A 24,506-nucleotide genomic window follows, 5' to 3' on the forward strand; every position below is an offset into this window, starting at 1 on the left:
CCGCTCCAAAGTCCTACAATAAAGCATGTCTGTAACCAAGCCATTCGCTTTAGATCCTAGCAATACTGTTGCAAGCGCCGTCACTGAGCGCTATAAAAGTCGTGAAGACGCCTTTTGGGCTGGCGTGCGTCATGCTATGGGGCCGCCTGCCATTGTGCTGTTTGCGGGTATGGTGGGCTTTGGGGCAATGGGTAAAACCAATGGCCTCGATATCTGGTTTACCAGCTTTACGAGCATCTTTATGTTTGCGCTACCAGGACAGGTTGTCTTGTTTGAGATGGTGATTACTGGCTCATCCATGTTGGCCATCATTCTTGCGGTGACATTGACTGCCACCCGTTTTGTCACCATGACAGTGACTCTCTTTCCGCAATTTGATCGCAAAGATCGAGATCGCAAGTTGTACGCTAGCGTGCACTTAGTGGCCATGACTGCATGGGCGGTTTCTATGAAAGAGTTTCACACTCTTGAGGTGAAGCATCGCTTTAGTTACTTCTGTGGGCTGGGCTTGGTGTGCTGGTTGATTTCTATTCCGGGGACGGTCATCGGATTCTTTTTAGCGGGCGCGGTACCAACCTACATCACCTTGGGCCTGGTCTTCATTAATCCCTTATATTTTTTGTTGAACTTTACCGAGGTAAAGCCTTGGGTTAATCGTATTGCGATTGTGCTCGGTTGCTTACTGGGCCCAGTGTTTTTCTTAATCCATCGGGATTCCAGTTTGCTCACTACGGGATTGGTAGCTGGCACGATTGCTTATCTCGTTGACCGCAAATTATTGCGACACCGCCCAGGGTTGATTAGCTAATGCACGACATGCTACAAGGTTGGAGCTTATGGCTTGCCCTTATCGGGGCTTGTGTCGGCACGTATTTTTGTCGCGCTATTGGCGTGTTCTTTTCCAAGCGGATTGATCAAAACAGCGAAATCTTTCGTTGGCTAGCTGCCGTTACCTACGCAATGGTGGCTGCGCTAACGGTACGGATGATTCTGCTACCCATTGGTCTGCTTGATACGGTGCCAGTATGGATTCGGATTGGGGTATCGCTTTTGAGTGTGGCCGTGATGATCTCAAGCCCGCAACGCCGCCTCGTCCCAGCCTTATGTACCGGGACTTTATTACTGGTTTCCTACGGGGTAATGCGCTAGGACGCTACTAATTGCTTCTTTTTAGCCGCTTATTCAGGAAATTAAGCCTGAATATCACTCTGCTGCACTCAATACAGTCAGTCAACTGATACCCACTTATAATGAATTTGTTAATTTATTGACCTTGTTTCCCCAAATTTCAGTGAGAAAGACCCCGCATGTTCGCTACTAAACCTTATTTGACACAGAATGATGTACAGAAGATCTTGGCCGCTGCGGATGCTTATGCTGCCAAAAATAACTTGGCTGTGACCATTGCTGTTTGTGATGATGGCGGACATGTAATGGGTTTAATTCGGCGTGATGGCTGTGCGCCAGTGTCTACTTACATTGCTCAAGAAAAGGCCCGTGCTGCTGCTATGGGTAAACGCGAGAGTAAGGTTTACGAAGACATCATTAACAACGGCCGTACTTCATTCTTATCTGTGCCCCATATTGGCGGCATGTTGGAAGGCGGAGTCAACATTGAAGTAGATGGATTTACCATCGGCGCAGTCGGCGTTTCCGGCGTGAAATCGTCCGAGGATGCCGAAACTGCTAAAGCCGGCATTGCGGCCATTCTGTAAGTTATCTTGATAAATATCGACCCTGAAATAATTACTCCTGAGGGAGCTCCAGCAACACCGGCCTCCCCACCTAGCATTACCTTTGCTGACTTCGGCTTAGACCCACTTATTCAAAAAGCGGTTTCTGAGCAGGGTTACAGCACCCCTACACCGATTCAAGCGCAAGCCATTCCCCACGTATTGGCGGGCAGTGACTTGATGGGTGCAGCGCAAACAGGGACGGGTAAGACCGCTGCCTTTGTTCTGCCCATCATTCAGCAGATTTTGCGTCACGCTAGCAGTAGTGCTTCGCCAGCGCGCCATCCTATTCGGGCTTTGGTATTAACGCCAACCCGTGAGCTGGCAGTGCAAGTGGCTGAGAACGCTGCTAACTATTCACGTCACACCGATTTGCGTGCAGCGGTAGTGTACGGCGGCGTGGATATGAAAGAGCAAGTCGCTACTTTACGCAATGGTGTCGAGATTTTGATCGCTACGCCAGGTCGCTTACTCGATCATATTGGCTCCAAAGTCGCTAACCTCTCTCAAGTAGAAATTCTGGTTCTAGATGAGGCGGATCGCATGCTGGATATGGGTTTCTTACCTGATTTACAGCGCATTATTAGCTTGATCCCCCCACAACGCCAAACTTTATTGTTCTCGGCTACGTTTTCTCCTGAGATTAAGAAGCTGGCACAAAGTTATCTACGCACACCAGTAACAGTAGAGGTTGCGCGTCAAAATGCCGCTGCGGATACAGTGAAACAAGTCATTCATATGGTGGCTTCAGCAGATAAAGAGCATGCAATTGTGAAGTTGTTAGCAGAGCGCACTCGTCAAGGTTTATCGCGCCAATGCATCATTTTTACTAATAGCCGTTTGGGTTGCGCCAAGTTGTCACGCGCCTTGGAACGTGATGGTATTAAAGCGGGCGCGATTCATGGAGACAAGAGTCAGGGTGAGCGTACTCTGACTTTGGATGCCTTTAAATCTGGTGCGATTGAAGCCTTAGTGGCAACGGATGTAGCCGCTCGCGGCTTAGATATTCCGGATATGCCATTAGTGATTAATCATGAGCTCCCCTTTAATGCAGAGGATTTTATTCACCGTATTGGCCGTACTGGGCGTGCCGGTAGTAAGGGTGATGCGATTGCTTTAGTAGATGCAAAAGAGAAGCGCCTGCTGGACGATATCGAAAAGTTAATGAAGCGCAAGTTAGATGTTCAGCCCTTGCCGGATATTGATGTTCCTACGAGTCATGCTAGAGCGCATTCTTCTGGCAGCCCTTACTCCTCAAATTCTTCTAGTAGTTCGCAGAGCAGATCAAGCTATAGCAGACCAGCGCCTGCAAAAGCCCCCGTGGATCCTTTCTTTGATAAACCGTATGAGCCTAGCCCAAGAGCTCAATCAGCCAGTGCTGGTAGTGAAGTCTCTCAGCAACCTGCGGAGAAAAAAGTTGGCATTGTGTCTGCTAAGTCTGCTGTCGGTGCTTTATTGGGTGGCTTTAAGAAGAAATAGTTCCGCTGATAATGCGGACTGAAGATTAAAAATAAGGATCGTAATCGCTGGGGAGACATTTGCGTTTCGGCAGCGCAGGCATTTCTTCACCTGCCTTAACGACCCCCAGTCTGTAGTGCCAATAGTGCCAAGAGCGTGGACTGAAATTCCCTGCTTGCGCATTAGTAAGTACATCACGTAACACCTGATCGCCGACAGCATGAACTAAAACTTGAACATCCGCGTAGTCACCAATATCCATAATTTGAGCAATCAATCTTTCTGGCCAAGACATGGTTTGTTCCGCGCTTTGCCACCAAATGTACCGGGTGGCAAGATGTTGAATCTCATCGAATTTTCTGCTGAGCATATGGGCTTGTTTATGGAGTTAACCTTATGATTTTACTTGAAAAATACCCTTTTTTGTAGCCTAAAACTAGGCCATTTCAGTCCAAGCATGTGTTGCCGCCAGCAACCATTCGGCAGTAGTGACGTCATCCCCACTCGGCAAATGATGGAGGCCTAAGTGGGTAGCTGCTTTGCGCAGTTCATTGAGGGCTTGCTGCGGAGTATCCGTCTGAATACCTGTTGCTAGGGTTTGCTTACTCAACTTTTCTCCGTGGGCATCGAGTACTAAGGGAAGATGTAAATACTGAGGTGTTGGATATCCCAAAATCGTTTGTAAGTAAATCTGCCTAGCGGTATTACTCAGTAAATCCTCGCCCCGCACGATATGCGTAATTCCTTGTGACGCATCGTCCACAACTACGGCCAGCTGGTAAGTAAAGAGACCGTCACTCCGCTTCACAACAAAGTCTCCGACTTCGCCAGTTAGATTCTGTAGTTGAGGCCCTAAGCGCTGATCAGTAAAGCGCACCTGCAGATCTTCCGTATTTGAACTGAGTGCCAATCGCCAGGCTGTTGAGGGATTGGTGAATTCTGCCGATGAATAGGCCAGCATTTGCCGTGGTCGACAGCTACCTGGATACACCTGCTCTTGATTGCGTGGGGTGACAATCCCTTGCGCTGCTAAGGTATTTGTAATCGTTTGGCGTGAGCAAGTGCAGGGGTAGAGCGCTTGGAGTGTGTTTAAGTGCTCCAAAGCCGCTTGATAGCGTTTCTGCTGCCCAATATGTGATTGCCAACTCACTTCCCCATCCCAATAAAGACCACAGGCTTGCAGTTGCTCTAGGATGGTTTCTCCAGCTTGTGGAATGCACCTCGGGGTGTCGATATCCTCCATTCTGACGAGCCATTGGCCGCCGTGAGCACGGGCATCCAACCAGCTGCCTAAGGCAGTTGCCAAAGATCCAGCATGTAATGGCCCGGTCGGCGAAGGGGCAAATCGCCCGCAATAGCCGTCAGATGGGGATGAAGGTGTTTTGAGATTAGACACAGCTAAAATCATCTCATGGCTTCACCAGATTTTGTTCATCTCCGCGTTCATTCCGAGTTTTCCATTACAGATGGAATTGTGCGGCTGGACGACGCGGTTGCTAAGGCGGCTGCTGATGGCATGGGTGCCTTAGCACTGACCGACTTAAGTAATTTATTTGGTTTGGTGCGGTTTTACACTGCGGCTCGCTCTAGCGGCGTTAAGCCCATTGCTGGTGCTGATGTCTGGATTAGTAATGCCCAAGACCCTGATCAGCCCACCCGTTTATTGCTCTTGGTGCAAAACCCCTCTGGTTATCTCAATCTCTGCCAGTTGCTCAGCAAAGCCTCCCTAGAAAATCAGTCACGGGGTCGCGCAGAAATAAACCCCGCTTGGTTTACTGAACCCGCTTCAACGGTCGAAGATCGCGCTGCTAATAGAACCTTGGCTTATGGCCTCATTGCCCTCTCAGGAGCACGCTGGAGTGATGTCGGCGTTGCTCTCTTATCTGGACAAGAGGCGCAAGCCAAAGCCGCCGCTAAACGTTGGGAAGCTTTGTTTCCGAATGCGTACTTTATTGAAGTGCAGCGGGGCGGTCATCCTCAAGATGAAAAGCATTTACAACTTGCCTGTCATTTGGCTAGCGATCTCGATTTGCCGGTGGTAGCTACGCACCCCGTGCAGTTCATGCAAAAGAGCGATTTTATTGCGCATGAGGCGCGGGTCTGCATTGCCGAAGGTGAGCTACTGGGCAATCCCCGTCGTCAAAAGAAATTCAATGATGAGCAGTATTTCTTATCGCAGGCGGAAATGGCCGCCCGCTTTGCTGATTTGCCAGTGGCCTTAGCCAACTCAGTCGAAATCGCTAAGCGCTGTAACTTATCGTTAGTTTTAGGTAAACCGCGTTTACCGGATTTTCCGACGCCACCTGGCATCACTCTTGATGAGTACTTGTTGGCACAATCGGAGATCGGTTTAAAGCGCCATATGGAGCGCAATTTTCCGGACGTTGCTGAGCGTGAGAAAGAAGCTGCCCGCTATCAGGAACGCCTAGTCTTCGAAGTGAAAACGATTTCACAAATGGGCTTTCCAGGTTACTTCCTGATCGTGGCGGATTTTATTAACTGGGCAAAAAACAATGGTGTACCCGTTGGGCCTGGGCGTGGATCAGGTGCGGGCTCTTTGGTGGCTTACTCCTTAGGCATTACCGATCTTGATCCCTTACGTTACAACTTACTCTTTGAACGCTTCTTAAATCCAGAGCGGGTATCGATGCCCGACTTTGATATCGACTTTTGCCAGCACGGGCGCGATCGCGTCATTCAATACGTCAAGGATAAATATGGCAAAGAGGCGGTCAGTCAAATTGCCACCTTCGGTACGATGGCCGCCAGAGCGGCGATTCGGGATGTGGGTCGCGTCTTAGAGCAAGGCTACAACTTTGTTGACGGCATTGCTAAACTCATTCCCAATAAGCCCGGTCAGTACATGACCATTGAGATGGCGAAGAAGGAAGAAAAGCAATTAGCTGAGCGTGAGAAGAATGAAGATGAGGTACGTCAGTTACTTTCTCTTGCGCAACAACTAGAGGGCATGACCCGCAACGTGGGTATGCACGCGGGTGGTGTCTTAATCGCCCCGGGACGCCTCACCGATTTTTGCCCGCTCTACACTCAAGAAACCAAAGACCAAGATAGCAGCTCGGTCATCAGCCAATTCGATAAAGATGACGTAGAGGCCATTGGCTTGGTGAAGTTTGACTTCTTGGGTCTGACAACCTTAACGATTTTGGCCGCTGCCGAGCGCTGGATTAAAGCCTTACACCCAGAGCGCAAAGATTGGAATATTGGCGAGATTCCACTCGATGATGCGGGTGCTTTTGAGGTCTTGAAAAAAGCCAATACCGTTGCCGTGTTCCAGCTAGAAAGTCGCGGCATGCAAGGCATGCTCCGAGAAGCCAAGCCAGACCGCTTTGAAGACATCATTGCATTGGTTGCTTTGTATCGACCAGGTCCGATGGATCTCATCCCCGACTTTATCGAGCGTAAACACGGACGTCAAAAAGTAGAGTATCCCGATCCCCGCATTGAACCAGTTTTGCGCGAAACCTACGGCATCATGGTTTATCAAGAGCAGGTCATGCAGATGGCGCAGATGATTGGTGGCTACTCATTGGGCGGCGCTGATATGTTGCGCCGGGCGATGGGTAAGAAGAAGCCCGAAGAGATGGCGCAGCATCGCAAAATCTTTAGTGACGGTGCCAAAGTCGGCGGTATTACCGAGGGCAAAGCCAACGAAATTTATGACTTAATGGAGCGTTTTGCGGGCTATGGCTTTAATAAATCCCACGCAGCTGCTTATGCCCTATTAGCCTATCAAACAGCTTGGTTAAAAGCCTATTACCCCGCTGAATTTATGGCAGCCAACTTATCCTTAGCCATGGATGACACCGACAAGGTGAAGATCTTGTACGACGATTGCTTGGTCAATCGTATTCGGGTGTTCTCACCCGATATCAATACGGGCGTCTACGAGTTCACGCCACTAAGACTGACTGATGAGTTGCCCGAAACCCCCTTAAGCCATATCCGTTATGGTTTAGGCGCGGTGCGGGGGACCGGCGAGGCTGCAATTGAGGTCATTGTGAGAGTCCGTGAGGCTGGCGGACCCTTTAAGGACATCTTTGATTTTTGTGCACGCGTGGATCGTCGGCAAGTCAATCGCCGTGCGATTGAAGCTTTAATACGCGCGGGCGCTTTTGATAGTTTGTATCGTGACGCGATGCCGGCTGGCACGAAACCTTATGAAATTCGTTCGACCTTGTTAGCTTCCTTGGCGCGCGCGATTGAAGCTGCTGAACAAGCGGAAGCCTCCATTCATCAAGTGAGTTTATTTGAGGTAGCGGGTGAGGCCGACAGCCATCAACCGGAATTAGTCCGTGAGCCCGTTTGGTCCGAGAAAAAACGCCTCCAAGAAGAAAAGACTTCGCTAGGATTATGTTTAACAGGCCATATGTTCGACGCCTATCGCGCTGAAACAGCCCATTTCATTCGGCAATCCTTAGCCAAGGTCACCGAGGGCAAAGATCAACTCATCGCTGGCATTATTACCTCTGCTCGCATGCTCACAGGCCAACGTGGCCGGATGATGATTGCGACAATTGATGATGGTAGCGCCCAGCTGGAAGTGACCCTCTATAGCGAGGTCTACGAATCTAATCGCTCGTGGTTAAAGGAAGACGAGCTCCTGATTGCTAAAGTGAACGTGTCACCCGATAAGTTCTCAGGGGGTGTACGGATCGTTTCTGAAGGAGTGATGGATATCACAGGGGCACGCATGCGTTTTGCACGCAACGTCCATTTGCAAATGGACACCGGTATGGATTTGCGTACTTTGCGTAATCAGCTCGGCCCCTATCTGATGAGTAACCGCGTGCGCGATCCTAAAGCTGGACCTGGAGCGCCGGTGTTAGCAAGTAGCCACGAGGGTATGAAAGGCTTAATGCTCACTGCTGCGGTGACAACGAGTGGCGGAGCCTGCCTTATGCAGTTTCCTGAAGAATTGCGCATCTATCCCGATGATGCTTGCCTCAATAGCTTAAATCAATTATTGACAGTGAAGCACTATCAACCTGTGCAAGTTCAATATCAGTAAATATGAGCAAGCACTAGGTAGCCCGCTGTACTGCCTCTTGCACAGCGGTGATCACTTGATTCGGTTCCATCAAATCCAAACAGGCGCTCGGGCTGTCGGAACGATCTTCACAGCCCGCTTTGCGGCAGGGCACACACTCACCGGGGCCTTGCAAGATCGTCACATTCCCCACGGTTTGCGAGCGGGCGCATAATACGTAGGGCTGCTTATCAGCAAAGCCATTAGGCCACGGGCCAAAATTGGTAGGTGGTGTGGGGCCAAACAGTGCAATTGTTGGAATATTGCACGCGGCAGCTAAATGAGTAATGGACGTATCCACCCCTATGTAGACTAAAGCACCACGCAGTAAGGTGCTCGCTTGGGGAATCGATAATTGACCTGCCGCATCGATGACCTGCTCACGCGTTGTGTCATCCAACAAAGAAACAATATCCCGATTCAGTTGCAAATCTTGCTTAGCTGGAGAAGCGCTTAAGATAACCTGCCAGCCTTGATTGACTAACCAGGTCACCAGCTGTTGCCAGTACGCAAGAGGCCAGCGCTTGTAGGCAGTTAGCGGACCTGCATGCACAACAACATAATGAGAATTTAACTGTCTACTAATTGCTGGCGGCAAAGGTTCTCCGGCAGGAGGGATCACAACGATAGGTCCGCTAAAGACGTCCGCGGCCTGAGGATAAAAACTCTCTAAGAGACGTAATTTTTCCGCAATGACATGTTGTGAAAAATAATCAATGTCGACGGTATGACTGCAAAGCGCTTTCTTCCAAGCGTTTTGCCGCGCATGTTTCTTCTGTTGTGCTGGTGAGCCTTGTTCACCTTGTGGATGTCCGCTGATAACTCCAACCCTATTTCGCGCGGCAACCAAGCCGTAAAAATAAGCCCGATCGCTTGGTTGTGTGACTACTGCCAAATCATAACGTTGAAAGAGTCTTAAAAATAGGCGGAGATATTCACCGAACTTTGGGCGATTGGAGGTTTCAATCAGTTGATCAATATCTGGGTTGCCTTTGAGCATCTCCAGTTTGCCTTGATAGCCCAAGAAATCCAACTGCGCATCAGGCCAAAGCTCCCGCGCTTTGGCAATTAAGGGGGTGGTGACGAGCACGTCGCCAATTTGGCGAGTAGCGATAAATAAGACTTTTTTAGGTTTGGTGGGGGTAGGCATGAATAGTGAATTAATTCAGGGATTGAGACATTTCCTGAATCTTTTTCTTGAGTCGAGCCACGCTAGCATCACCGAGAGATTGGTCTCTCACTCGGTGATAGAGGTGGATCACCTCAGTCGCCCATGAGCCACTTTTTCTAGTGACGCCAGAATGCTCTAAGCGAAAGACAAAGTCTGCATCTTCATGTGCCCAGCCAACTAAATTTTCATCAAAGCCACCAATCGCTAACGCATCTGTTTTCCAACAGGACATATTGCAACCCTTAATGCGGCGCCAGAAAAAGCGCTTAAAGTGCCGCCAATTGCCATCACCACGCTTGAAGATCAGTTGCAAGAATTTATTAAGATCACCCTGTAAGCGGTAAGTCAAAATCTGACGCTTGAATTCTGAGAAATCCCAAGACTGTTTGGTTAATAACGCTTTACTCAGTTTGTCACTCAAGAGAATTCGGCTACCAGTGATAAGAAACTTTTTTTGTGCGAGTTTGCGATGTTGAGCCACAAAATCAGGTTGCGCAATACAGTCCCCGTCGATAAAGATGAGGTAACTCCCCGTCGAAGCTGCAATAGCATGATTTGCAATGCGGGTTTTGCGACAGCCGTCATCCTCCTGCCATACCTGAGTTAGTGGGACGCATGTTTTTGCTGCTAGCTCATCAATTACGAATTTGGTAGCCTCCTTAGAGCCATCATCAGCAACGATGATTTCGTAATCGGGATCTGTTTGAGTGCACAAGGAAAGAAGGCAGAGACGCAATGCCTCAGGCCAGTTATATGTAGCCACAATGACGGAAATTTTAAAAGGTGGCATCAAGTTTGAGCGCTTTCAAGTTCAGCAGTTTGATTGAGTTTTCGGAGTTTTGTGTAGCGATAATACGATCCCTGCGCATTCGCAAAAGCCAGTGACAGCCCTTGAGGGCCATCTAAGAAACCGGCTCTCAGAATATAGGTCCTGATAAATGCCCAAGTCCCATGCGTTATCGGCGCTAAGATCGACGCTTTTTTGCCTTTCAGGAAAGCCTGCTTGGCGGAGTCTGTGGAATAGCGCTCCATTTTTGCTGTTACTTGAGCCGCATTCATGAAGCTGTAATGCAGCAGGGAGTTAGTTAATTTGGCCACTTGGCCATTGGGAATCAGGCGCTCATGCACTAAATCATCCGAAAAACGGGCGGTGCCACGGCGAAATAGGCGCTCAACATAGTCTGGCGTCCAACCAGAATGGCGCATAAAGCGCCCACAAAACCAAGATAGGCGCGGAATGGCAAAGCAGTCCACTCCAGCGGAATGGTGCATCGCTGTCAAAATCTCGGAGCGTAGTGCTGGAGTCAGCCTTTCATCAGCATCCAAAGAAAGTATCCAGTCGCCGGTGGCAAGGTCTAAAGCCCGGTTCTTTTGGGGCCCAAAACCCGGCCAATCTGCTGGTTGGGAGATCAGCGCACCATAGTTTTTGGCAATTTCTAGGGTGCCATCGTTGCTGGCTGTATCAACCACCACAATCTGCTGGGCAATCCCCTCTAAAGACGCTAGACAGTCGCCTAAATTGGCCTGTTCATTGCGAGTGATGAGTATGACTGATAAGGTGGGCATAATTCATTATATGAATGCTCTAGACCGTACTGCCCTAAATCGCTTAACCGCCTATCTTAAGCCCCATATTGGGCTAATTATTGGATCTCTTATTGCCATGGCTTTTGTGGCGGGAGCCGAGACTTCGATCCCGGCCTTAATGAAGCCATTACTGGATAAAGGCTTCACCGGAGAGCTAAATAGCAAGTTATGGCAAGTGCCTGTTTTTCTGGTGGGTTTGGCGGTAGTTCGCAGCTTAGCCCAATTTTTATCCAATTATTTACTCACGCGCGCTATCAACTCCGTGCTCCTGAAATTGCGTCAGGAGATGTTTCAAACATTGTTACAGGCTAGCACGGAGTTCTTTCAAAAGAACTCCGCATCGAACTTAATAAATGCGGTGGTGTTTGAGGTCAATAACGTCCTCACCATTATGGGTGGCATGCTCATCAGCCTCGTGAGAGATTCATTAACGGTCGTAGGCTTAATTGGCTATCTGATCTATTTAAATTGGCAGCTCACATTGGTAGTGTTAGGGATCTTTCCGATCATCGCTTTTGTGATGGGTAAGATCAATAAGCGTCTGCGTTCACTCAACCGTGAGCAGCAAAGCCTCACTAGTGAGTTGGCCTATATCGTAGAAGAGACCGCTGCGGGCTACAAGATCGTCAAAGTGCATGGCGCTGAAGATTATGAGATGGGGCGATTTATGGAAAAAGCCGAACGCCTGCGCCAGTTTGCCTTGAAATCGGCGGTGGCAGGTGGGTTAAATCAACCCATCACCCAGTTGATTGCCTCAATGGCTTTATCGATCGTGCTGGTGATTGCCTTGATGCAATCGGCCTCTCAGGGAACGACGGTAGGTGGCTTTGCTGCGTTTGTCACAGCCATGATGCTGGTGATATCTCCGATTAAACACTTGGCGGATGTCAATCAACCCTTGCAGCGTGGTTTAACTGCCGCGGAAATGATCTTCGCTTTAATGGATCAGCCAGTGGAAGAGGCGGAATCCCGCAAGACCAATATGCAGGCTTTAGACAAGGCGCAGGGTGCGATTCGTTTTGAAGATGTGGGCTTTTCCTACCAGCAGGAAGTGGGGCGCAAAGATGCGCTTTCAGGTGTTAATTTAAATATCAAGCCTGGCGAGATCGTTGCTTTTGTTGGCCCCTCTGGTGGCGGTAAGTCCACCTTAGTGAATTTGTTGCCACGCTTCTTTAAGCCAACCAGTGGCCATATTTATTTGGATGACATTCCTCTTGAAAATATTGTGCTGGCTGATGTGCGTCGCCAAATAGCCTTCGTAAGTCAGGACGTGGTGCTATTTAATGACACGATCGCGGCCAACGTAGCTTATGGTTTAGGTAATGATGAAAAGATTGATCGGGCGCGTGTCAAGGCAGCGCTAGAGGCTGCCAATCTTGCCGTATTGATGGCCGAATTACCAGAAGGAATAGATACCTTAGTGGGGGATAACGGCAATCGACTTTCCGGCGGTCAACGTCAACGCATGGCCATTGCACGAGCCATTTATAAAAATGCACCGATCTTGATTTTGGACGAAGCCACGTCCGCACTTGATTCAGAGTCTGAGCGCCAAGTACAAGATGCTTTAGAGCATTTAATGGCAGGCAGAACTACCTTGGTAATCGCGCACCGTTTATCTACCATCGAGAATGCAGATCGTATTGTGGTCTTAGATCATGGGCATGTTGTCGAGAATGGCTCACATGATGAATTGATCGCTCAAGATGGGTTGTATGCCAATTTACATCGCATTCAATTTGCCAATGCGTAAAAGCAGAATCGTCCTAGTGCCGCTATTGCTGGTCCTAAGCTATGCATCGTCAGCCTTTGCCGAGTGGATTGACTACGCTGATGCTTCTACTAAGGGCAGTGCTGTGACTTTTTCAACCTCAAGTCTTAAGCAATTTGATGATGTTCATTACGCGGTAACCGTATTCACCAATTACAACGCCGTGCAGACGATTGAGCTTAATAAGCGCAAGATTCAATATGAATCCAAGTCAGAGACCCAGCTGTTTGGTTGCGAGACTCAGGATTTTGCTTTGGGTGACTATGAGCTTTACCAAAACAAAAATGCTACTGGCTCAAAAACGGTAGTCAATCAAAAAGAAATTATCTGGAATCCAGTCGCTCCTAAAACTCTACAGATGGAACTTTTGCGGAAATTCTGTCGAGCGATTTAACTAAGAACAATATCGTATTGTTCTTGGCGAAAGCTACCTTCGGCTTGTAGTGTGATGGGTTTGTTAATAAAGTCACCCAACTGCGCCAAAAAGCGATTTTCTTCTTCCAGAAATAAATCAATTACGTCGGGAGAAGCCACGATACGGAACTCCCGTGGATTAAATTGGCGATGTTCACGTACGATTTCTCTTAAGATTTCATAGCAAATGGTTTGCGCGGTTTTTACTTCACCTTTACCAGCACAAGTGGCGCAGGGCTCACAAGTAATGTGAGCCAAAGATTCGCGGGTACGTTTGCGGGTCATCTCCACTAATCCTAGGGTGGAGAATTCGCTGATGGAGGAGCGGGCGTGATCGCGCTCTAAATTGCGCTTGAGCTCCTGTAGAACCGAGTCTTGATGATCTTTGCTCAGCATGTCGATGAAATCAATAATGATGATGCCACCGAGGTTTCGCAGGCGCAGCTGCCGAGCGATAGCCTGAGCAGCTTCGAGATTGGTTTTAAATACTGTGGCATCTAGATTGCGTGCACCCACATAACTTCCGGTGTTCACATCAATGGTGGTCATGGATTCAGTCTGATCAATCATCAAATAACCACCAGACTTGAGATCAACGCGGCGACCTAAGGCCTTATTAATCTCCGTATCAACATCAAAAAAATCGAAGAGCGCGCGCTCGCCACGGTGCAGGCTCAATTTGCCCAGCAGATTGGGCATGTAATCTTTAGCAAAGGCAGTGAGCTTCTCAAAATTTTCCGCAGAGTCAATCCGAATTTGTGCGGTCTCTTCACCTGCGACATCCCTGAGAACTCGCTCAGCCAAACTGAGGTCCTGATACAGCAGACTAGGGGCTGACTGATGATTGACTGCCTCACGGATCTTTTCCCAGGTTGTCCGAAGATAGAGCATATCGTGCACCAACTCTGTATCTGTTGCATCTTGGGCGCTGGTGCGCACGATAATTCCGCCTTTTTCGTCAGCAGGCATTAGGCTGGCTAAACGCGACTTGATTGCTTCGCGTTCTTCGGGTTTATCAATACGTTGAGATACGCCAATATATTTTTCAGAGGCAGCATCACTACCCGCTGGAGGCAAATAGACAAGGTTGCGACCGGCAATGCTGAGCTGGGTGGTGAGGCGCGCACCCTTAGTTCCTAAGGGATCTTTGAGAACCTGCACCAAGACGTTTTGCCCCTCGAAGAGCAGCTTCTCAATTTGTGCCTGAGGATTATTCTGAATAATATCGGCTACGTGGATGAAAGCTGTGCGTTCCAAACCGACTTCAATAAAAGCAGATTGCATACCTGGCAGCACGCGTACGACTTTAGCTAGATAGATATTGCCGACGATACCGCGTTGGCGAGTGCGCTCAATTTGCAATTCCTGCACCGCTCCTTGCTGAATCAAAGCAACCCGAGTCTCTTGCGGTGTGATGTTGATCAGGATCTCTTCGGTCATATAGGGGGTCACTTACGGATCACTTTAGCGTGATCCAATAGCCGGTTCACTTCAAATATAGGAAGTCCCATGATACCGCTATAGCTTCCGTTAATTGAGGGAATAAAAGTAGCGCCTAGACCCTGAATTCCATAAGCGCCAGCTTTGCCTAGCGGCTCACCACTAGCGATATAGCGTGTTATCTCTGAATCTGATAAAGATGCAAAAGTCACCTCAGAAACCTGTACTGATACAAGGGGCGCACTGTCAGGCTCAATTTGTAAGGCAACTGCGGTGAGAATCTGATGTGTTTTGCCGCTCAGCATCCTCAGAATGCGCGCCGCATCCATGGCATCAGCAGGCTTGCCTAAAATTTCTCCTACGATGCTTTCGGGCAAGCTAACGGTAGTGTCAGCACTCAAGATTGGAGCCCAGGGTAACAAGCGCTGCTGCCAGCGTAAACACGCCAGTTCACTCTTGGCTAGCGTAACGCGTTGCACATAGTCATGTGCTTTTTCATAGGGCAGGGGGGTTTCTAAACTCTCAGTATCTTCACCTGCTTTGGCTATGAGCATCTCATAACGAACCCCCATTTGCGTGAGGAGTTCTTGCCGGCGGGGACTTTGTGAGGCGAGGTAAATGAACGTGAACATGATGCGATTTTAACTTCCGTTAAAAAGACTTATTCACGGTGATAGGGGTGGCCTTGCAAAATAGTCCAGGCGCGATACAGTTGCTCAACGAGCAATAACCTTGCCATTGCGTGTGGCAGCGTCAGGCTCGAGAGGCGCCAGAGCGCTTGTGCACTGTCTTTAAGGTTGGCATCAAGGCCATCCGCGCCGCCAATTAAGAAAGCAACATCTAGACCCGTTTGGCGCCAATGAGCAAGTTGGGTCGCGATATTTTGGGTGGTGAGATCTTTGCCTCGCTCGTCCAAAGCAATTACGTGCGCACCCTTGGGAATAGCAGCGGCAATCTTCACGGCTTCTTTGGCAGGCGTAAGATCTGGTTTGAGTTCTTTAATCTCAATGCTGCAATCTGCAGGCATGCGTTTGAGGTAGTCCTGTGTCACTGACGCAACCCAGTCAGGCATTTTGTGGCCAACCGCAATGATCGTTAAACGCATGCTTAGGGACTACTTAGTCTGCGTCGTCGTCAGGTTCGCTGGCTTTAGCCAGTCCTTTGTCGCTAGCTAATTTAACGCGTACGGGCTTAGCGCCCCACATACCTTCCAGCTGGTAGTACTGACGCAATAGCGGCTGCAAAATATGCACCACAATATCTCCGCAGTCGACCAAGACCCACTCGCCAGTCTCTAAGCCTTCGACAGAAATCACTTCTCCACCCTTAGCATTGACATCTTCTTTTACGCACATCGCCAAGGAGCGGGTCTGCCGATTGCTCGTACCCGTAGCGATGATCACACGATCAAACAAGTCGGTAAGTTTGGTAGTGTCGTATACCCGAATGTCTTGGGCTTTGACGTCTTCCAAGGAATCAATGATGATGCGTTGTAATTTTTTTAAATCCATAATGTATTAATAACTTCTTCTATTTTTAGGTTGCTGTTGAATTGCTTGTAACTGAGTTGGTATATGGGTTGATCTTAGCTTGATTACTTGTATAAACCTAGATTTGTGATGATTTCTAATGCATGGCTCGGAATTTGCGCTGTTGCTAGGGTATCGGCTGCGCTAGTTTTGAGAGATTGGCGAATGTCGGTCGAGGAAAGGTCTACTGAAAGGCTCTCATCTAGGTAGATGCGGCCAAAGGGGGTATTTTCAAGGTCTGCGGCGCTTTGACTGCGATGCGCATCTAAAAAAGACTTGATTTCAGGGCTTAACTCGCTTCCTAGGGAGTGATGTGGTCTGCTTGCCACTGATAAATGCACATAATCGAGCAATTCTTGCCAAGAATGCCAAGTAGCTAAATTCAGCAAAGAGTCCGCGCCCATTAACCAAATGAGACTGGTTTCTGAGCTATAACGGGTCCTTAATGTTTTAACAGTATCGAGGGTATAACTGGGCCCTATGCGGTCGATTTCCAGTCGATCTATCCCAATCTGTGTCGGAATCTGAGCGTAGAGAAAAGCTCTCGCCAAATCCGCTGCCGCCGCCTCAGTGAGTTGATAACGAATTTCAGCCGGCGTGATGTCGATCCCTTTTTGCCATGGCTCACCACTCGGCACCAAAAGCAACTCATCAAGTTCAAAGAGTTTGGCAAAATGGGTAGCAAGTTTTAGATGTCCTAGATGGGGCGGATCGAAAGTGCCGCCTAAGATGCCGATGGTTTTCATACTGCTAACCAGTTGCGTGGTTTGAGATAATATTCATAGAGCTTGGCCTCGGGACTGCCTGGCTTGGGCTCCCAGTTGTACCACCACTGCACTACAGGCGGCATGGACATTAGGATGGATTCAGTACGACCCCCTGAATGCAGGCCGAAAATGGTGCCGCGATCAAAGATCAGGTTGTATTCTACGTAGCGACCGCGACGATATTCCTGAAAAGATTTTTGTTCCGCAGTAAAAGGCGTTTGATATCGGCGCTCGACTATCGGCAAGTAAGCCTTGATAAAAGCATCACCCACCGCCCTTGTCAAAGCAAAACTCTGATCAAAACCTAAGGTATTAAAGTCATCAAAAAAAATGCCGCCGATACCGCGTGGCTCTTCACGATGCTTTAAATAAAAATACTCATCACACCAATTTTTAAACTGGGGATACAGCGCTTCACCAAAGGGATCTAAGGCGTCTTTTGCGGACTGATGAAAGTGTTTGCAGTCCTCATCAACTCCGTAGTAAGGGGTCATATCAAAGCCACCACCAAACCACCAAACGGGTTCTTTATCGGGGGCCTGTGCGATAAAGCAGCGTACGTTCATGTGCGTCGTAGGGATGTGTGGATTACGCGGATGAAATACTAGTGATAGGCCTAATGCCTCAAAACTACGACCCGCAAGTTCAGGTCGATGATGAGTGGCGGAAGGCGGCATTTGCTGACCACGAACATGAGAAAACCCCACTCCCGCTTTTTCTAAAATGGCACCATTTTCTAAGATGCAAGTACGACCATAACCTTGCAGCTTGCTGTCCTCTGGTTTAGTCCAGTCATCCGCAATAAATACCTTGCCGTCGATGGCGCTCATTGCCAAAGTAATGCGCTCTTGCAAGCCCAAAAAGTAGTCTTTTAAGGCAATGATATCAATCTGCGTGGCTTGCTCAGGGCTTTGATTGGCGGACACGGGATCTCTATTTGACTGCGTTACTTAACAGCACGATAGCCAATATCTTGCCGATACTGCATACCATCGAAATGGATTTTGGCGATAGCTTCATAGGCTTTTTGCTGAGCCCCCCGTACCGTGTCTGAAAGCCCAACCACGCACAGCACGCGCCCCCCAGAGCTCACTAATTTACCGCCCTCTAACTTGGTACCCGCATGAAAGGTAAGCTGGTCTTCTGTGTCTGGTGCGATGCCAGTGATTGCATCCTCTGTGCGCGGCGTCTCGGGATAATTTTTTGCGGCAACCACGACGCCTAAGGCAGTGCGTCGATCCCAATCTAAATCAACAGTATTGAGTGTGCCGTCCACAGCGTGATCCAGCACGTTAAGCAAGTCACTGCGTAAGCGTGCCATGATCGGTTGCGTTTCTGGGTCACCCATACGACAATTAAATTCTAAGCACTTGATTTTTCCATCAGGAGTAATCATTAAACCGGCGTATAAGAAACCGGTGTATGGCAAGCCGTCGGCTTCCATGCCTCTCACGGTGGGCATGATGACTTCACGCAGAGCACGCGCATGAATTTCAGGAGTGACTACGGGGGCGGGGGAGTAAGCACCCATACCACCAGTGTTGGGGCCTTGGTCGCCATCCAGTAAGCGTTTGTGATCTTGACTGGTCGCTAGCGCTAAAGCATTTTTACCGTCTACCAAGACAATAAAGCTAGCTTCTTCTCCAGTAAGAAATTCTTCGATGACCACGCGGGCACCTGCATTACCTAATTTGTTATCGGCCAGCATCATATCTACTGCAGCATGAGCCTCGGCCAAGTTCATGGCGACGACGACGCCTTTACCGGCAGCCAAACCATCTGCTTTAATCACGATAGGTGCGCCCTTGGCATCTATGTAGGCGTGAGCCTCGAGCGTACTAGAAAAGGTTTGATAGTCCGCCGTCGGAATGCCATGCCGCTTCATGAATGCTTTGGAAAAATCTTTCGAGGATTCAAGTTGAGCAGCTAATTGCGTTGGTCCAAAAATACGCAAACCATTGGCCCGAAAGAGATCCACGATGCCAGCAGCTAACGGAGCCTCTGGCCCAACAACGGTCAGATGAATCTTTTCACGTTTGGCAAAATCAACCAACTCTTGGAGACCTGAGATAGGAAGGTTAGTAATGCCAGCAGCCGTTTGTTTGGCAGTAGCAGTTCCACCGTTACCGGGGGCAACATAGACAGTTTGCACTTGGGGAGACTGTGCCAGTTTCCACGCTAATGCATGTTCGCGACCACCGGAGCCAACTAGAAGAATTTTCATATCAATAAAGGAATGGGTTGAATGAGATCAATAAGGAGATCATGAAAGAGATTTAATCGTATTGACATTACAAAGCAGCATTACTAAATACATCTTGCACATCATCTAGATTTTCGAGGGCATCGAGTAATTTCTGCATGCTTTCGGCTTGATCACCCTCAAGGGCGATTTCATTTTCGGGGCGCATGGTGACCGTTGCCAGTTCAGCTTTTAGGCCTGCATGAATTAAAGCATCTTGTATCGTTGAAAAATCATGAACTGGAGTTAATACCTCAAGAGAGCCATCCTCGTGGGTCATGACATCATCTGCACCAGCATCTAAGGCCGCTTCCATTAATTGATCTTCGTTAGTGCCGGGAGCAAACAGCATCTGACCACAATGTTTAAACAGAAACGCAACGGATCCTTCGGCACCCATGTTGCCACCGTTTTTTGCAAAGGCATGGCGTACCTCAGCAACTGTGCGGGTGCGATTATCAGTCAGGCAATCCACAATGACCGCTGCGCCGTTGATGCCGTAACCCTCATAGCGAATCTCTTCATAATTCACACCTTCGAGGGAGCCAGTACCACGCGCAACCGCTCTTTGCACGTTGTCATTGGGCATATTGGCGTCTTTGGCTTTATCAATTGCTAGTCGCAAACGGGGATTGGTGGCAAGATCACCGCCGCCTAATTTGGCGGCTACGGTAATTTCTTTAATGAGTTTGGTCCATATCTTGCCGCGCTTTTCGTCTTGTCGACCCTTGCGGTGCTGAATATTGGCCCATTTTGAATGGCCAGCCATACTGGTGAAATCCTTCTACTGAATTAAGCTAAGGCATCTATTTTAAGGGCTTCTACCCCAAAGGATGTCAGTCCTTACTCTTTTTTTGTTACACTCTCACCTCTTAGCAATAAGAAATGCAGTTTTTCCTCTGCAAACACCTGCCCCGGTGATGGAATTGGTAGACGTGCCGGATTCAAAATCCGGTGCCGCAAGGCGTGGCGGTTCGAGTCCGCCCCGGGGCACCAGCGCTTTATATCTCATTTCAGCCAATCACCGCTCGGTATCTTCCGAGCCTGCGCTATATTGATAGAATTGTTAATTCAGTGGGTTCAAAACCCTAACTTCTATTCTTAAGTGCGCACCATGACCCCTTCGCAGACCTCTGTTGAATTAACAGAAATCATTTTTCCAGAGCATTGCAATCATTACGGCACCTTATTCGCCGGCAACGGACTGTTGTTAATGTCAAAAGCCGCCTTTCTGGCAGCACGCAACTTCGCTGATTCCAATATGGTGATTGTGAAATGCTCGGACGCAGAGTTTTTGGCTCCCGTTCCACAAGGTCGAGTACTCACCCTGCATGCCGAAGTGACCAGAGTGGGGCGCACCTCTCTGACGGTGACTGTCAGTGGCCATTCAAAAGACTTAGGCGGTCTTGCCGAGCCGGTTCTTAAAGCCCAATTTGAAATGGTAGCGGTGGACGCACAAGGTAAGCCGCAGGAAATTACCAAATCCATTACCTCATAAAACATCGATTAATTTTGACTTAGTGAAAGAAGCAGATGAATACGCCAGTTGAAGAAAAAACATTTAAGCCTAAAAAATCGGTTGCACTTTCTGGCGTGACTGCCGGTAACACTGCGCTGTGCTCTGTGGGTAAAACGGGCAATGATTTGCATTACCGCGGCTACGATATTTTAGATATCGCTGCCATTTGTGAGTTTGAAGAAATCGCGCATTTATTGATTCATGGCAAATTACCTACCGCGCCAGAACTGCGTGCTTATAAGGCAAAGTTAAAGTCCATGCGCGGCATCCCCGCTAGCGTCAAGGTGGCGCTTGAACAACTTCCAGCCAACACTCATCCCATGGACGTCATGCGCACGGGCGTATCCGCTTTAGGTTGCGTACTGCCTGAGAAAGAGGGCCATAACGTGCCGGGCGCACGTGATATTGCAGATCGTTTAATGGCTTCATTAGGCTCGATGTTGCTCTATTGGTATTGCTGGACCAATCAAGGGAAACGCATTGAAGTGGAAACCGATGATGATTCAATCGGCGCCCACTTCTTGCATTTATTGCATGGTAAAAAGCCTTCCGCAAGTTGGGAGCGTGCCATGCATACCTCTCTTAATTTATATGCTGAACATGAGTTCAATGCTTCGACTTTCACCGCGCGTGTCATTGCCGGAACAGGTAGTGATATGTATTCTGCAATTACTGGCGCTATTGGTGCCTTACGGGGACCAAAGCATGGCGGCGCGAATGAAGTGGCGTTTGAGATTCAAAAGCGCTATGACAGCCCAGATGAAGCGGAGGCGGATATTCGTCAACGTGTAGAGAATAAAGAAGTGGTGATTGGCTTTGGTCATCCTGTCTACACTGTGAGCGATCCTCGTAACGTGGTCATTAAAGGTGTTGCGCAATCACTTTCTAAAGAGGCAGGGTCAACCAAGATGTATGACATTGCGGAGCGCCTGGAAACCGTGATGTGGGATGTGAAAAAAATGTTTCCTAATTTAGATTGGTTCAGCGCGGTGAGTTACCACATGATGGGTATCCCTACAGCAATGTTTACCCCTTTGTTTGTGATTGCTCGAACCAGCGGTTGGGGCGCGCACATTATTGAACAGCGGATTGATAACAAGATTATTCGTCCCAGCGCAAACTATATTGGGCCCGAGGATTTAAGCTTTGTTCCCATGAACAGTCGTAAATAATTTTATCTAAGCGCAAATAATCACCAGCAGGCATCAATCAAATGCACATGAACACCTTGTTTAAAAAATCCCTGCCCGGCACTGCACTTGCCTATTTTGATGCTCGTGAAGCTGTCGAGACCCTCAAACCAGGGGCTTGGGCGAAGTTGTCTTATACGGCAAGGGTGCATGCAGAAAATATTGTGCGCAAAGCCGAGCCTAGTGCGATCAATGATTATTTAATGCAGTTAATTGAGCGCAAGCGGGAGCGGGATTTTCCTTGGTTTCCGGCGCGCGTAGTGTGCCATGACATTTTGGGTCAAACCGCTTTGGTGGACTTAGCGGGACTTCGGGATGCGATTGCGGATCAAGGTGGTGATCCTGCTAAGGTAAATCCGGTGGTGCCAGTACAGCTGATTGTGGACCATTCCCTCGCAGTTGAATATGGCGGCTTTGAACCTGACGCTTTTCAAAAGAATCGAGATATTGAAGACCGTCGTAATGAGGATCGCTTTCACTTTATCAACTGGACCAAAACTGCCTTTGATAATGTGGATGTGATTCCTGCTGGCAACGGCATCATGCATCAGATTAATTTAGAGCGCATGTCTCCTGTGATTCATAACGATCATGGCTTGGCTTATCCAGATACTTGTATTGGCACAGATTCCCATACGCCCCATATTGATGCCTTAGGCGTGATTGCTGTTGGCGTTGGTGGCCTCGAAGCTGAGAACGTCATGTTAGGTCGCGCATCTTGGATGCGTTTGCCAGAAATTATTGGAGTGCACTTAACAGGCAAGCGCCAAGCGGGCATTACCGCTACTGACCTTGTGCTCGCATTAACTCAGTTTTTGCGTCAAGAAAAAGTCGTTGGTGCTTATCTTGAGTTTTATGGTGAGGGCGCAGCAAGTCTGAGTATTGGCGATCGTGCCACGATTTCTAATATGGCTCCAGAGTATGGGGCAACCGCAGCCTTGTTCTCGATCGATGATCAGACATTGACTTATCTACGCTTAACCGGGCGCACTGAAGAGCAAATCAAATTGGTAGAGATCTACGCCAAAGAAGCAGGGCTTTGGTCGGATAGTTTAAAGACGGCTGAGTATGAGCGGGTGTTGAGCTTCGACTTGTCTTCTGTAGTGCGTAATATGGCAGGCCCATCTAATCCCCATAAATTGCTACCGACTTCTGCTTTGGCTGAGCGGGGTATTTCTGGTAATTTGGAGTCCGCTCGCAAGGAAGAGGCGGCAGGCTTGATGCCCGATGGTGCTGTGATTATTGCGGCGATCACGAGCTGTACCAATACTTCTAATCCACGCAATGTGATAGCTGCCGGCTTGATGGCGCGTAACGCGCGACGCCTCGGTTTGGTTCGCAAGCCCTGGGTTAAATCATCTTTAGCGCCAGGATCTAAAACTGTTGAGTTATATCTGCAAGAGGCCGGCTTACTTGAAGAGCTTGAGGCCTTGGGTTTTGGGATCGTCGCATTTGCCTGCACAACCTGCAATGGTATGTCGGGCGCACTCGATCCCCACATTCAGGAAGAAATTATTGAGCGGGATTTGTACACCACTGCCGTCTTGTCGGGGAACCGCAACTTCGATGGCCGTATTCATCCGTATGCCAAGCAAGCCTTCTTAGCTTCGCCACCTCTAGTGGTGGCTTATGCCATTGCAGGCACAATCCGTTTTGATATCGAGCGTGATGTTCTTGCGGTGGTTGATGGCAAAGAAATTCGCCTAATGGATATTTGGCCAGATGACGCAGAGATAGATGCGATCGTTGCCAAAGCAGTCAAACCGGAACAGTTCCGCAAAGTATATGTGCCGATGTTCGAGCATCGGGTTGAAAATACCGCCGCTGTAAGCCCCCTCTATGATTGGCGTCCACAATCCACTTATATTCGTCGCCCACCCTATTGGGAAGGCGCACTGGCTGGTGAGCGTACTCTCAAAGGCATGCGTCCTTTAGCCCTTTTGCCCGATAACATTACGACGGATCATCTATCGCCATCTAATGCGATCTTGCTGGACTCTGCCGCAGGAGAGTATCTGGCAAAGATGGGCCTTCCTGAAGAAGACTTCAATTCTTACGCGACCCATCGAGGTGATCACCTGACTGCGCAACGCGCAACCTTCGCCAATCCCCAACTCGTCAATGAAATGGCTGTGATTGATGGGGTAGTGCAAAAAGGATCCTTGGCGCGGGTCGAGCCAGAAGCTCAAGTAATGCGTATGTGGGAAGCAATTGAAATCTATATGCAGCGTAAACAGCCGCTCATCATTATTGCGGGTGCCGATTATGGTCAAGGGTCTTCGCGTGATTGGGCAGCCAAGGGGGTTCGCTTAGCTGGCGTTGAAGTTATTGTGGCTGAGGGATTTGAACGCATACACCGTACGAACCTTATTGGTATGGGCGTCCTCCCCTTGGAATTTAAATCCGGCGTTAATCGCAAAACTCTCGGCTTGGATGGTACTGAAACGTATGATGTAGAAGGAGCACTCAGTCCACGCGCAGAACTCAATCTCGTGATTCATCGCAAGGCGGGTGAAGCTATTAAAGTCCCTATCACTTGTCGCTTGGATTCGGATGAAGAGGTTTCAGTTTATGAAGCTGGCGGAGTGTTGCAACGCTTTGCTCAAGACTTCTTAGCTAGCAAACAGGAGCACTGAAC

At 48.9% G+C, this 24,506-nt stretch carries 22 protein-coding genes, 1 tRNA gene and 1 pseudogene; 11 read left to right on the forward strand and 13 right to left on the reverse strand.

From position 1 onward, the window contains the following. Positions 1-25: 25 nt before the first annotated feature. The 4 genes from CP950_RS07775 (at position 26) to CP950_RS07790 (ending at position 3,212) form a co-directional block, all read left to right on the forward strand. Entirely contained in the window at positions 26-808 is a 783-nt protein-coding gene (locus CP950_RS07775) for an AzlC family ABC transporter permease (RefSeq protein WP_096674089.1), read from the forward strand. Continuing rightward, positions 808-1,149 (forward strand): AzlD domain-containing protein, encoded by a 342-nt coding sequence (locus CP950_RS07780; protein WP_096674091.1) that lies wholly within the window; start codon positions 808-810, stop codon positions 1,147-1,149. The genes CP950_RS07775 and CP950_RS07780 overlap by 1 nt, the downstream gene beginning before the upstream one ends. Positions 1,150-1,307: 158 nt before the next feature. Continuing rightward, a complete protein-coding gene (locus tag CP950_RS07785; protein ID WP_096674093.1) occupies positions 1,308-1,715 on the forward strand; it encodes a GlcG/HbpS family heme-binding protein in 408 nt (135 codons plus the stop codon). Positions 1,716-1,721: 6 nt separating this feature from the next. Further along, entirely contained in the window at positions 1,722-3,212 is a 1,491-nt protein-coding gene (locus tag CP950_RS07790) for a DEAD/DEAH box helicase (protein ID WP_096674095.1), read from the forward strand. A gap of 25 nt (positions 3,213-3,237) precedes the next feature. Here CP950_RS07790 and CP950_RS07795 read toward each other — a convergent pair whose 3' ends face one another. Both CP950_RS07795 and gluQRS read right to left on the reverse strand, forming a co-directional pair. Beyond that, positions 3,238-3,561, reverse strand: a complete 324-nt coding sequence (locus CP950_RS07795; protein WP_096674097.1) for a hypothetical protein — start codon at positions 3,559-3,561, stop codon at positions 3,238-3,240. Positions 3,562-3,627: 66 nt separating this feature from the next. Further along, a complete protein-coding gene (gene gluQRS, locus CP950_RS07800) occupies positions 3,628-4,599 on the reverse strand; it encodes a tRNA glutamyl-Q(34) synthetase GluQRS (protein WP_096674099.1) in 972 nt (323 codons plus the stop codon). Between the two features lie 3 nt (positions 4,600-4,602). Here gluQRS and dnaE point away from each other — a divergent pair, with 3 nt between their 5' ends. Continuing rightward, the gene (dnaE, locus tag CP950_RS07805; protein WP_096674101.1) at positions 4,603-8,220 is read left to right on the forward strand and encodes a DNA polymerase III subunit alpha; all 3,618 of its coding nucleotides are present in this window, start codon (positions 4,603-4,605) and stop codon (positions 8,218-8,220) included. Positions 8,221-8,233: 13 nt separating this feature from the next. Here the strand turns inward: dnaE and CP950_RS07810 are convergent, their stop codons facing one another. The 3 genes from CP950_RS07810 to CP950_RS07820 are packed head-to-tail and all read right to left on the reverse strand — an operon-like array spanning position 8,234 to position 10,975. Further along, on the reverse strand, positions 8,234-9,388 hold the full coding sequence (locus tag CP950_RS07810; protein WP_096674103.1) for a glycosyltransferase family 9 protein: 1,155 nt from the start codon (positions 9,386-9,388) through the stop codon (positions 8,234-8,236). A gap of 10 nt (positions 9,389-9,398) precedes the next feature. Further along, positions 9,399-10,199 carry a glycosyltransferase family 2 protein gene (locus CP950_RS07815; protein WP_096674105.1) on the reverse strand — a complete coding sequence of 267 codons (801 nt, stop codon included), beginning with the start codon at positions 10,197-10,199 and terminating at the stop codon, positions 9,399-9,401. Next, positions 10,199-10,975, reverse strand: a complete 777-nt coding sequence (locus CP950_RS07820) for a glycosyltransferase family 2 protein (RefSeq protein WP_096674107.1) — start codon at positions 10,973-10,975, stop codon at positions 10,199-10,201. Before CP950_RS07820 ends, CP950_RS07815 begins: the two co-directional genes overlap by 1 nt. Positions 10,976-10,985: 10 nt before the next feature. Here CP950_RS07820 and msbA point away from each other — a divergent pair, with 10 nt between their 5' ends. Both msbA and CP950_RS07830 read left to right on the forward strand, forming a co-directional pair. Continuing rightward, the gene (gene msbA / locus CP950_RS07825) at positions 10,986-12,749 is read left to right on the forward strand and encodes a lipid A export permease/ATP-binding protein MsbA (protein ID WP_096674452.1); all 1,764 of its coding nucleotides are present in this window, start codon (positions 10,986-10,988) and stop codon (positions 12,747-12,749) included. Beyond that, positions 12,742-13,161: a surface-adhesin E family protein gene (locus CP950_RS07830; RefSeq protein WP_096674109.1), complete on the forward strand. Its 420-nt coding sequence runs from the start codon at positions 12,742-12,744 to the stop codon at positions 13,159-13,161. Before msbA ends, CP950_RS07830 begins: the two co-directional genes overlap by 8 nt. On the opposite strand, the gene rng is transcribed toward CP950_RS07830, so the two are convergent. The 8 genes and pseudogenes from rng to CP950_RS07870 form a co-directional block, all read right to left on the reverse strand. Beyond that, positions 13,158-14,621, reverse strand: coding sequence for a ribonuclease G (gene rng, locus CP950_RS07835; RefSeq protein ID WP_096674112.1), 1,464 nt, complete (start codon positions 14,619-14,621; stop codon positions 13,158-13,160). The genes CP950_RS07830 and rng overlap by 4 nt on opposite strands. A gap of 8 nt (positions 14,622-14,629) precedes the next feature. Then, entirely contained in the window at positions 14,630-15,253 is a 624-nt protein-coding gene (locus CP950_RS07840) for a Maf family protein (RefSeq protein WP_096674114.1), read from the reverse strand. 29 nt (positions 15,254-15,282) lie between these two features. Next, a complete protein-coding gene (gene rlmH, locus CP950_RS07845) occupies positions 15,283-15,726 on the reverse strand; it encodes a 23S rRNA (pseudouridine(1915)-N(3))-methyltransferase RlmH (RefSeq protein WP_096674116.1) in 444 nt (147 codons plus the stop codon). Positions 15,727-15,742: 16 nt separating this feature from the next. Further along, positions 15,743-16,132: pseudogene (gene rsfS / locus CP950_RS07850) on the reverse strand (ribosome silencing factor); the annotation flags it as partial. 83 nt (positions 16,133-16,215) lie between these two features. Next, positions 16,216-16,896 (reverse strand): nicotinate-nucleotide adenylyltransferase, encoded by a 681-nt coding sequence (locus tag CP950_RS07855; protein ID WP_096674120.1) that lies wholly within the window; start codon positions 16,894-16,896, stop codon positions 16,216-16,218. After that, entirely contained in the window at positions 16,893-17,807 is a 915-nt protein-coding gene (gene hemF / locus CP950_RS07860; RefSeq protein ID WP_096674454.1) for an oxygen-dependent coproporphyrinogen oxidase, read from the reverse strand. The genes CP950_RS07855 and hemF overlap by 4 nt, the downstream gene beginning before the upstream one ends. 56 nt (positions 17,808-17,863) lie before the next feature. Beyond that, positions 17,864-19,141 (reverse strand): phosphoribosylamine--glycine ligase, encoded by a 1,278-nt coding sequence (purD, locus tag CP950_RS07865; protein ID WP_096674121.1) that lies wholly within the window; start codon positions 19,139-19,141, stop codon positions 17,864-17,866. Positions 19,142-19,208: 67 nt separating this feature from the next. Beyond that, entirely contained in the window at positions 19,209-19,928 is a 720-nt protein-coding gene (locus CP950_RS07870) for a YebC/PmpR family DNA-binding transcriptional regulator (protein WP_096674122.1), read from the reverse strand. 142 nt (positions 19,929-20,070) lie between these two features. Between CP950_RS07870 and CP950_RS07875 the strand changes: the two genes are divergently transcribed. The 4 genes from CP950_RS07875 (at position 20,071) to acnD (ending at position 24,504) form a co-directional block, all read left to right on the forward strand. Then, a tRNA-Leu gene (locus CP950_RS07875) sits at positions 20,071-20,155 on the forward strand. A gap of 118 nt (positions 20,156-20,273) precedes the next feature. After that, positions 20,274-20,657 carry an acyl-CoA thioesterase gene (locus CP950_RS07880; protein ID WP_096674124.1) on the forward strand — a complete coding sequence of 128 codons (384 nt, stop codon included), beginning with the start codon at positions 20,274-20,276 and terminating at the stop codon, positions 20,655-20,657. A 35-nt stretch (positions 20,658-20,692) separates the two neighbouring features. Continuing rightward, entirely contained in the window at positions 20,693-21,850 is a 1,158-nt protein-coding gene (prpC, locus tag CP950_RS07885; RefSeq protein ID WP_096674126.1) for a bifunctional 2-methylcitrate synthase/citrate synthase, read from the forward strand. Between the two features lie 47 nt (positions 21,851-21,897). Continuing rightward, the gene (acnD, locus tag CP950_RS07890; RefSeq protein WP_096674456.1) at positions 21,898-24,504 is read left to right on the forward strand and encodes a Fe/S-dependent 2-methylisocitrate dehydratase AcnD; all 2,607 of its coding nucleotides are present in this window, start codon (positions 21,898-21,900) and stop codon (positions 24,502-24,504) included. Positions 24,505-24,506: the final 2 nt, after the last annotated feature.

It is taken from the genome of Polynucleobacter meluiroseus (genome assembly GCF_900205755.1).
Lineage (GTDB): Bacteria > Pseudomonadota > Gammaproteobacteria > Burkholderiales > Burkholderiaceae > Polynucleobacter > Polynucleobacter meluiroseus.

Excerpts from the sequence above, each read along its gene's own strand:
- CP950_RS07775 (WP_096674089.1), top strand. The coding sequence starts at position 26 with ATGTCTGTAACCAAGCCATTCGCTTTAGATCCTAGCAATACTGTTGCA.
- CP950_RS07780 (WP_096674091.1), top strand. The coding sequence starts at position 808 with ATGCACGACATGCTACAAGGTTGGAGCTTATGGCTTGCCCTTATCGGG.
- CP950_RS07785 (WP_096674093.1), top strand. The coding sequence starts at position 1,308 with ATGTTCGCTACTAAACCTTATTTGACACAGAATGATGTACAGAAGATC.
- CP950_RS07795 (WP_096674097.1), bottom strand. The coding sequence starts at position 3,561 with ATGCTCAGCAGAAAATTCGATGAGATTCAACATCTTGCCACCCGGTAC.
- gluQRS (WP_096674099.1), bottom strand. The coding sequence starts at position 4,599 with ATGATTTTAGCTGTGTCTAATCTCAAAACACCTTCATCCCCATCTGAC.
- dnaE (WP_096674101.1), top strand. The coding sequence starts at position 4,603 with ATGGCTTCACCAGATTTTGTTCATCTCCGCGTTCATTCCGAGTTTTCC.
- CP950_RS07810 (WP_096674103.1), bottom strand. The coding sequence starts at position 9,388 with ATGCCTACCCCCACCAAACCTAAAAAAGTCTTATTTATCGCTACTCGC.
- CP950_RS07815 (WP_096674105.1), bottom strand. The coding sequence starts at position 10,199 with ATGCCACCTTTTAAAATTTCCGTCATTGTGGCTACATATAACTGGCCT.
- CP950_RS07820 (WP_096674107.1), bottom strand. The coding sequence starts at position 10,975 with ATGCCCACCTTATCAGTCATACTCATCACTCGCAATGAACAGGCCAAT.
- msbA (WP_096674452.1), top strand. The coding sequence starts at position 10,986 with ATGAATGCTCTAGACCGTACTGCCCTAAATCGCTTAACCGCCTATCTT.
- CP950_RS07830 (WP_096674109.1), top strand. The coding sequence starts at position 12,742 with ATGCGTAAAAGCAGAATCGTCCTAGTGCCGCTATTGCTGGTCCTAAGC.
- rng (WP_096674112.1), bottom strand. The coding sequence starts at position 14,621 with ATGACCGAAGAGATCCTGATCAACATCACACCGCAAGAGACTCGGGTT.
- CP950_RS07840 (WP_096674114.1), bottom strand. The coding sequence starts at position 15,253 with ATGTTCACGTTCATTTACCTCGCCTCACAAAGTCCCCGCCGGCAAGAA.
- rlmH (WP_096674116.1), bottom strand. The coding sequence starts at position 15,726 with ATGCGTTTAACGATCATTGCGGTTGGCCACAAAATGCCTGACTGGGTT.
- CP950_RS07855 (WP_096674120.1), bottom strand. The coding sequence starts at position 16,896 with ATGAAAACCATCGGCATCTTAGGCGGCACTTTCGATCCGCCCCATCTA.
- purD (WP_096674121.1), bottom strand. The coding sequence starts at position 19,141 with ATGAAAATTCTTCTAGTTGGCTCCGGTGGTCGCGAACATGCATTAGCG.
- CP950_RS07870 (WP_096674122.1), bottom strand. The coding sequence starts at position 19,928 with ATGGCTGGCCATTCAAAATGGGCCAATATTCAGCACCGCAAGGGTCGA.
- CP950_RS07880 (WP_096674124.1), top strand. The coding sequence starts at position 20,274 with ATGACCCCTTCGCAGACCTCTGTTGAATTAACAGAAATCATTTTTCCA.
- prpC (WP_096674126.1), top strand. The coding sequence starts at position 20,693 with ATGAATACGCCAGTTGAAGAAAAAACATTTAAGCCTAAAAAATCGGTT.
- acnD (WP_096674456.1), top strand. The coding sequence starts at position 21,898 with ATGAACACCTTGTTTAAAAAATCCCTGCCCGGCACTGCACTTGCCTAT.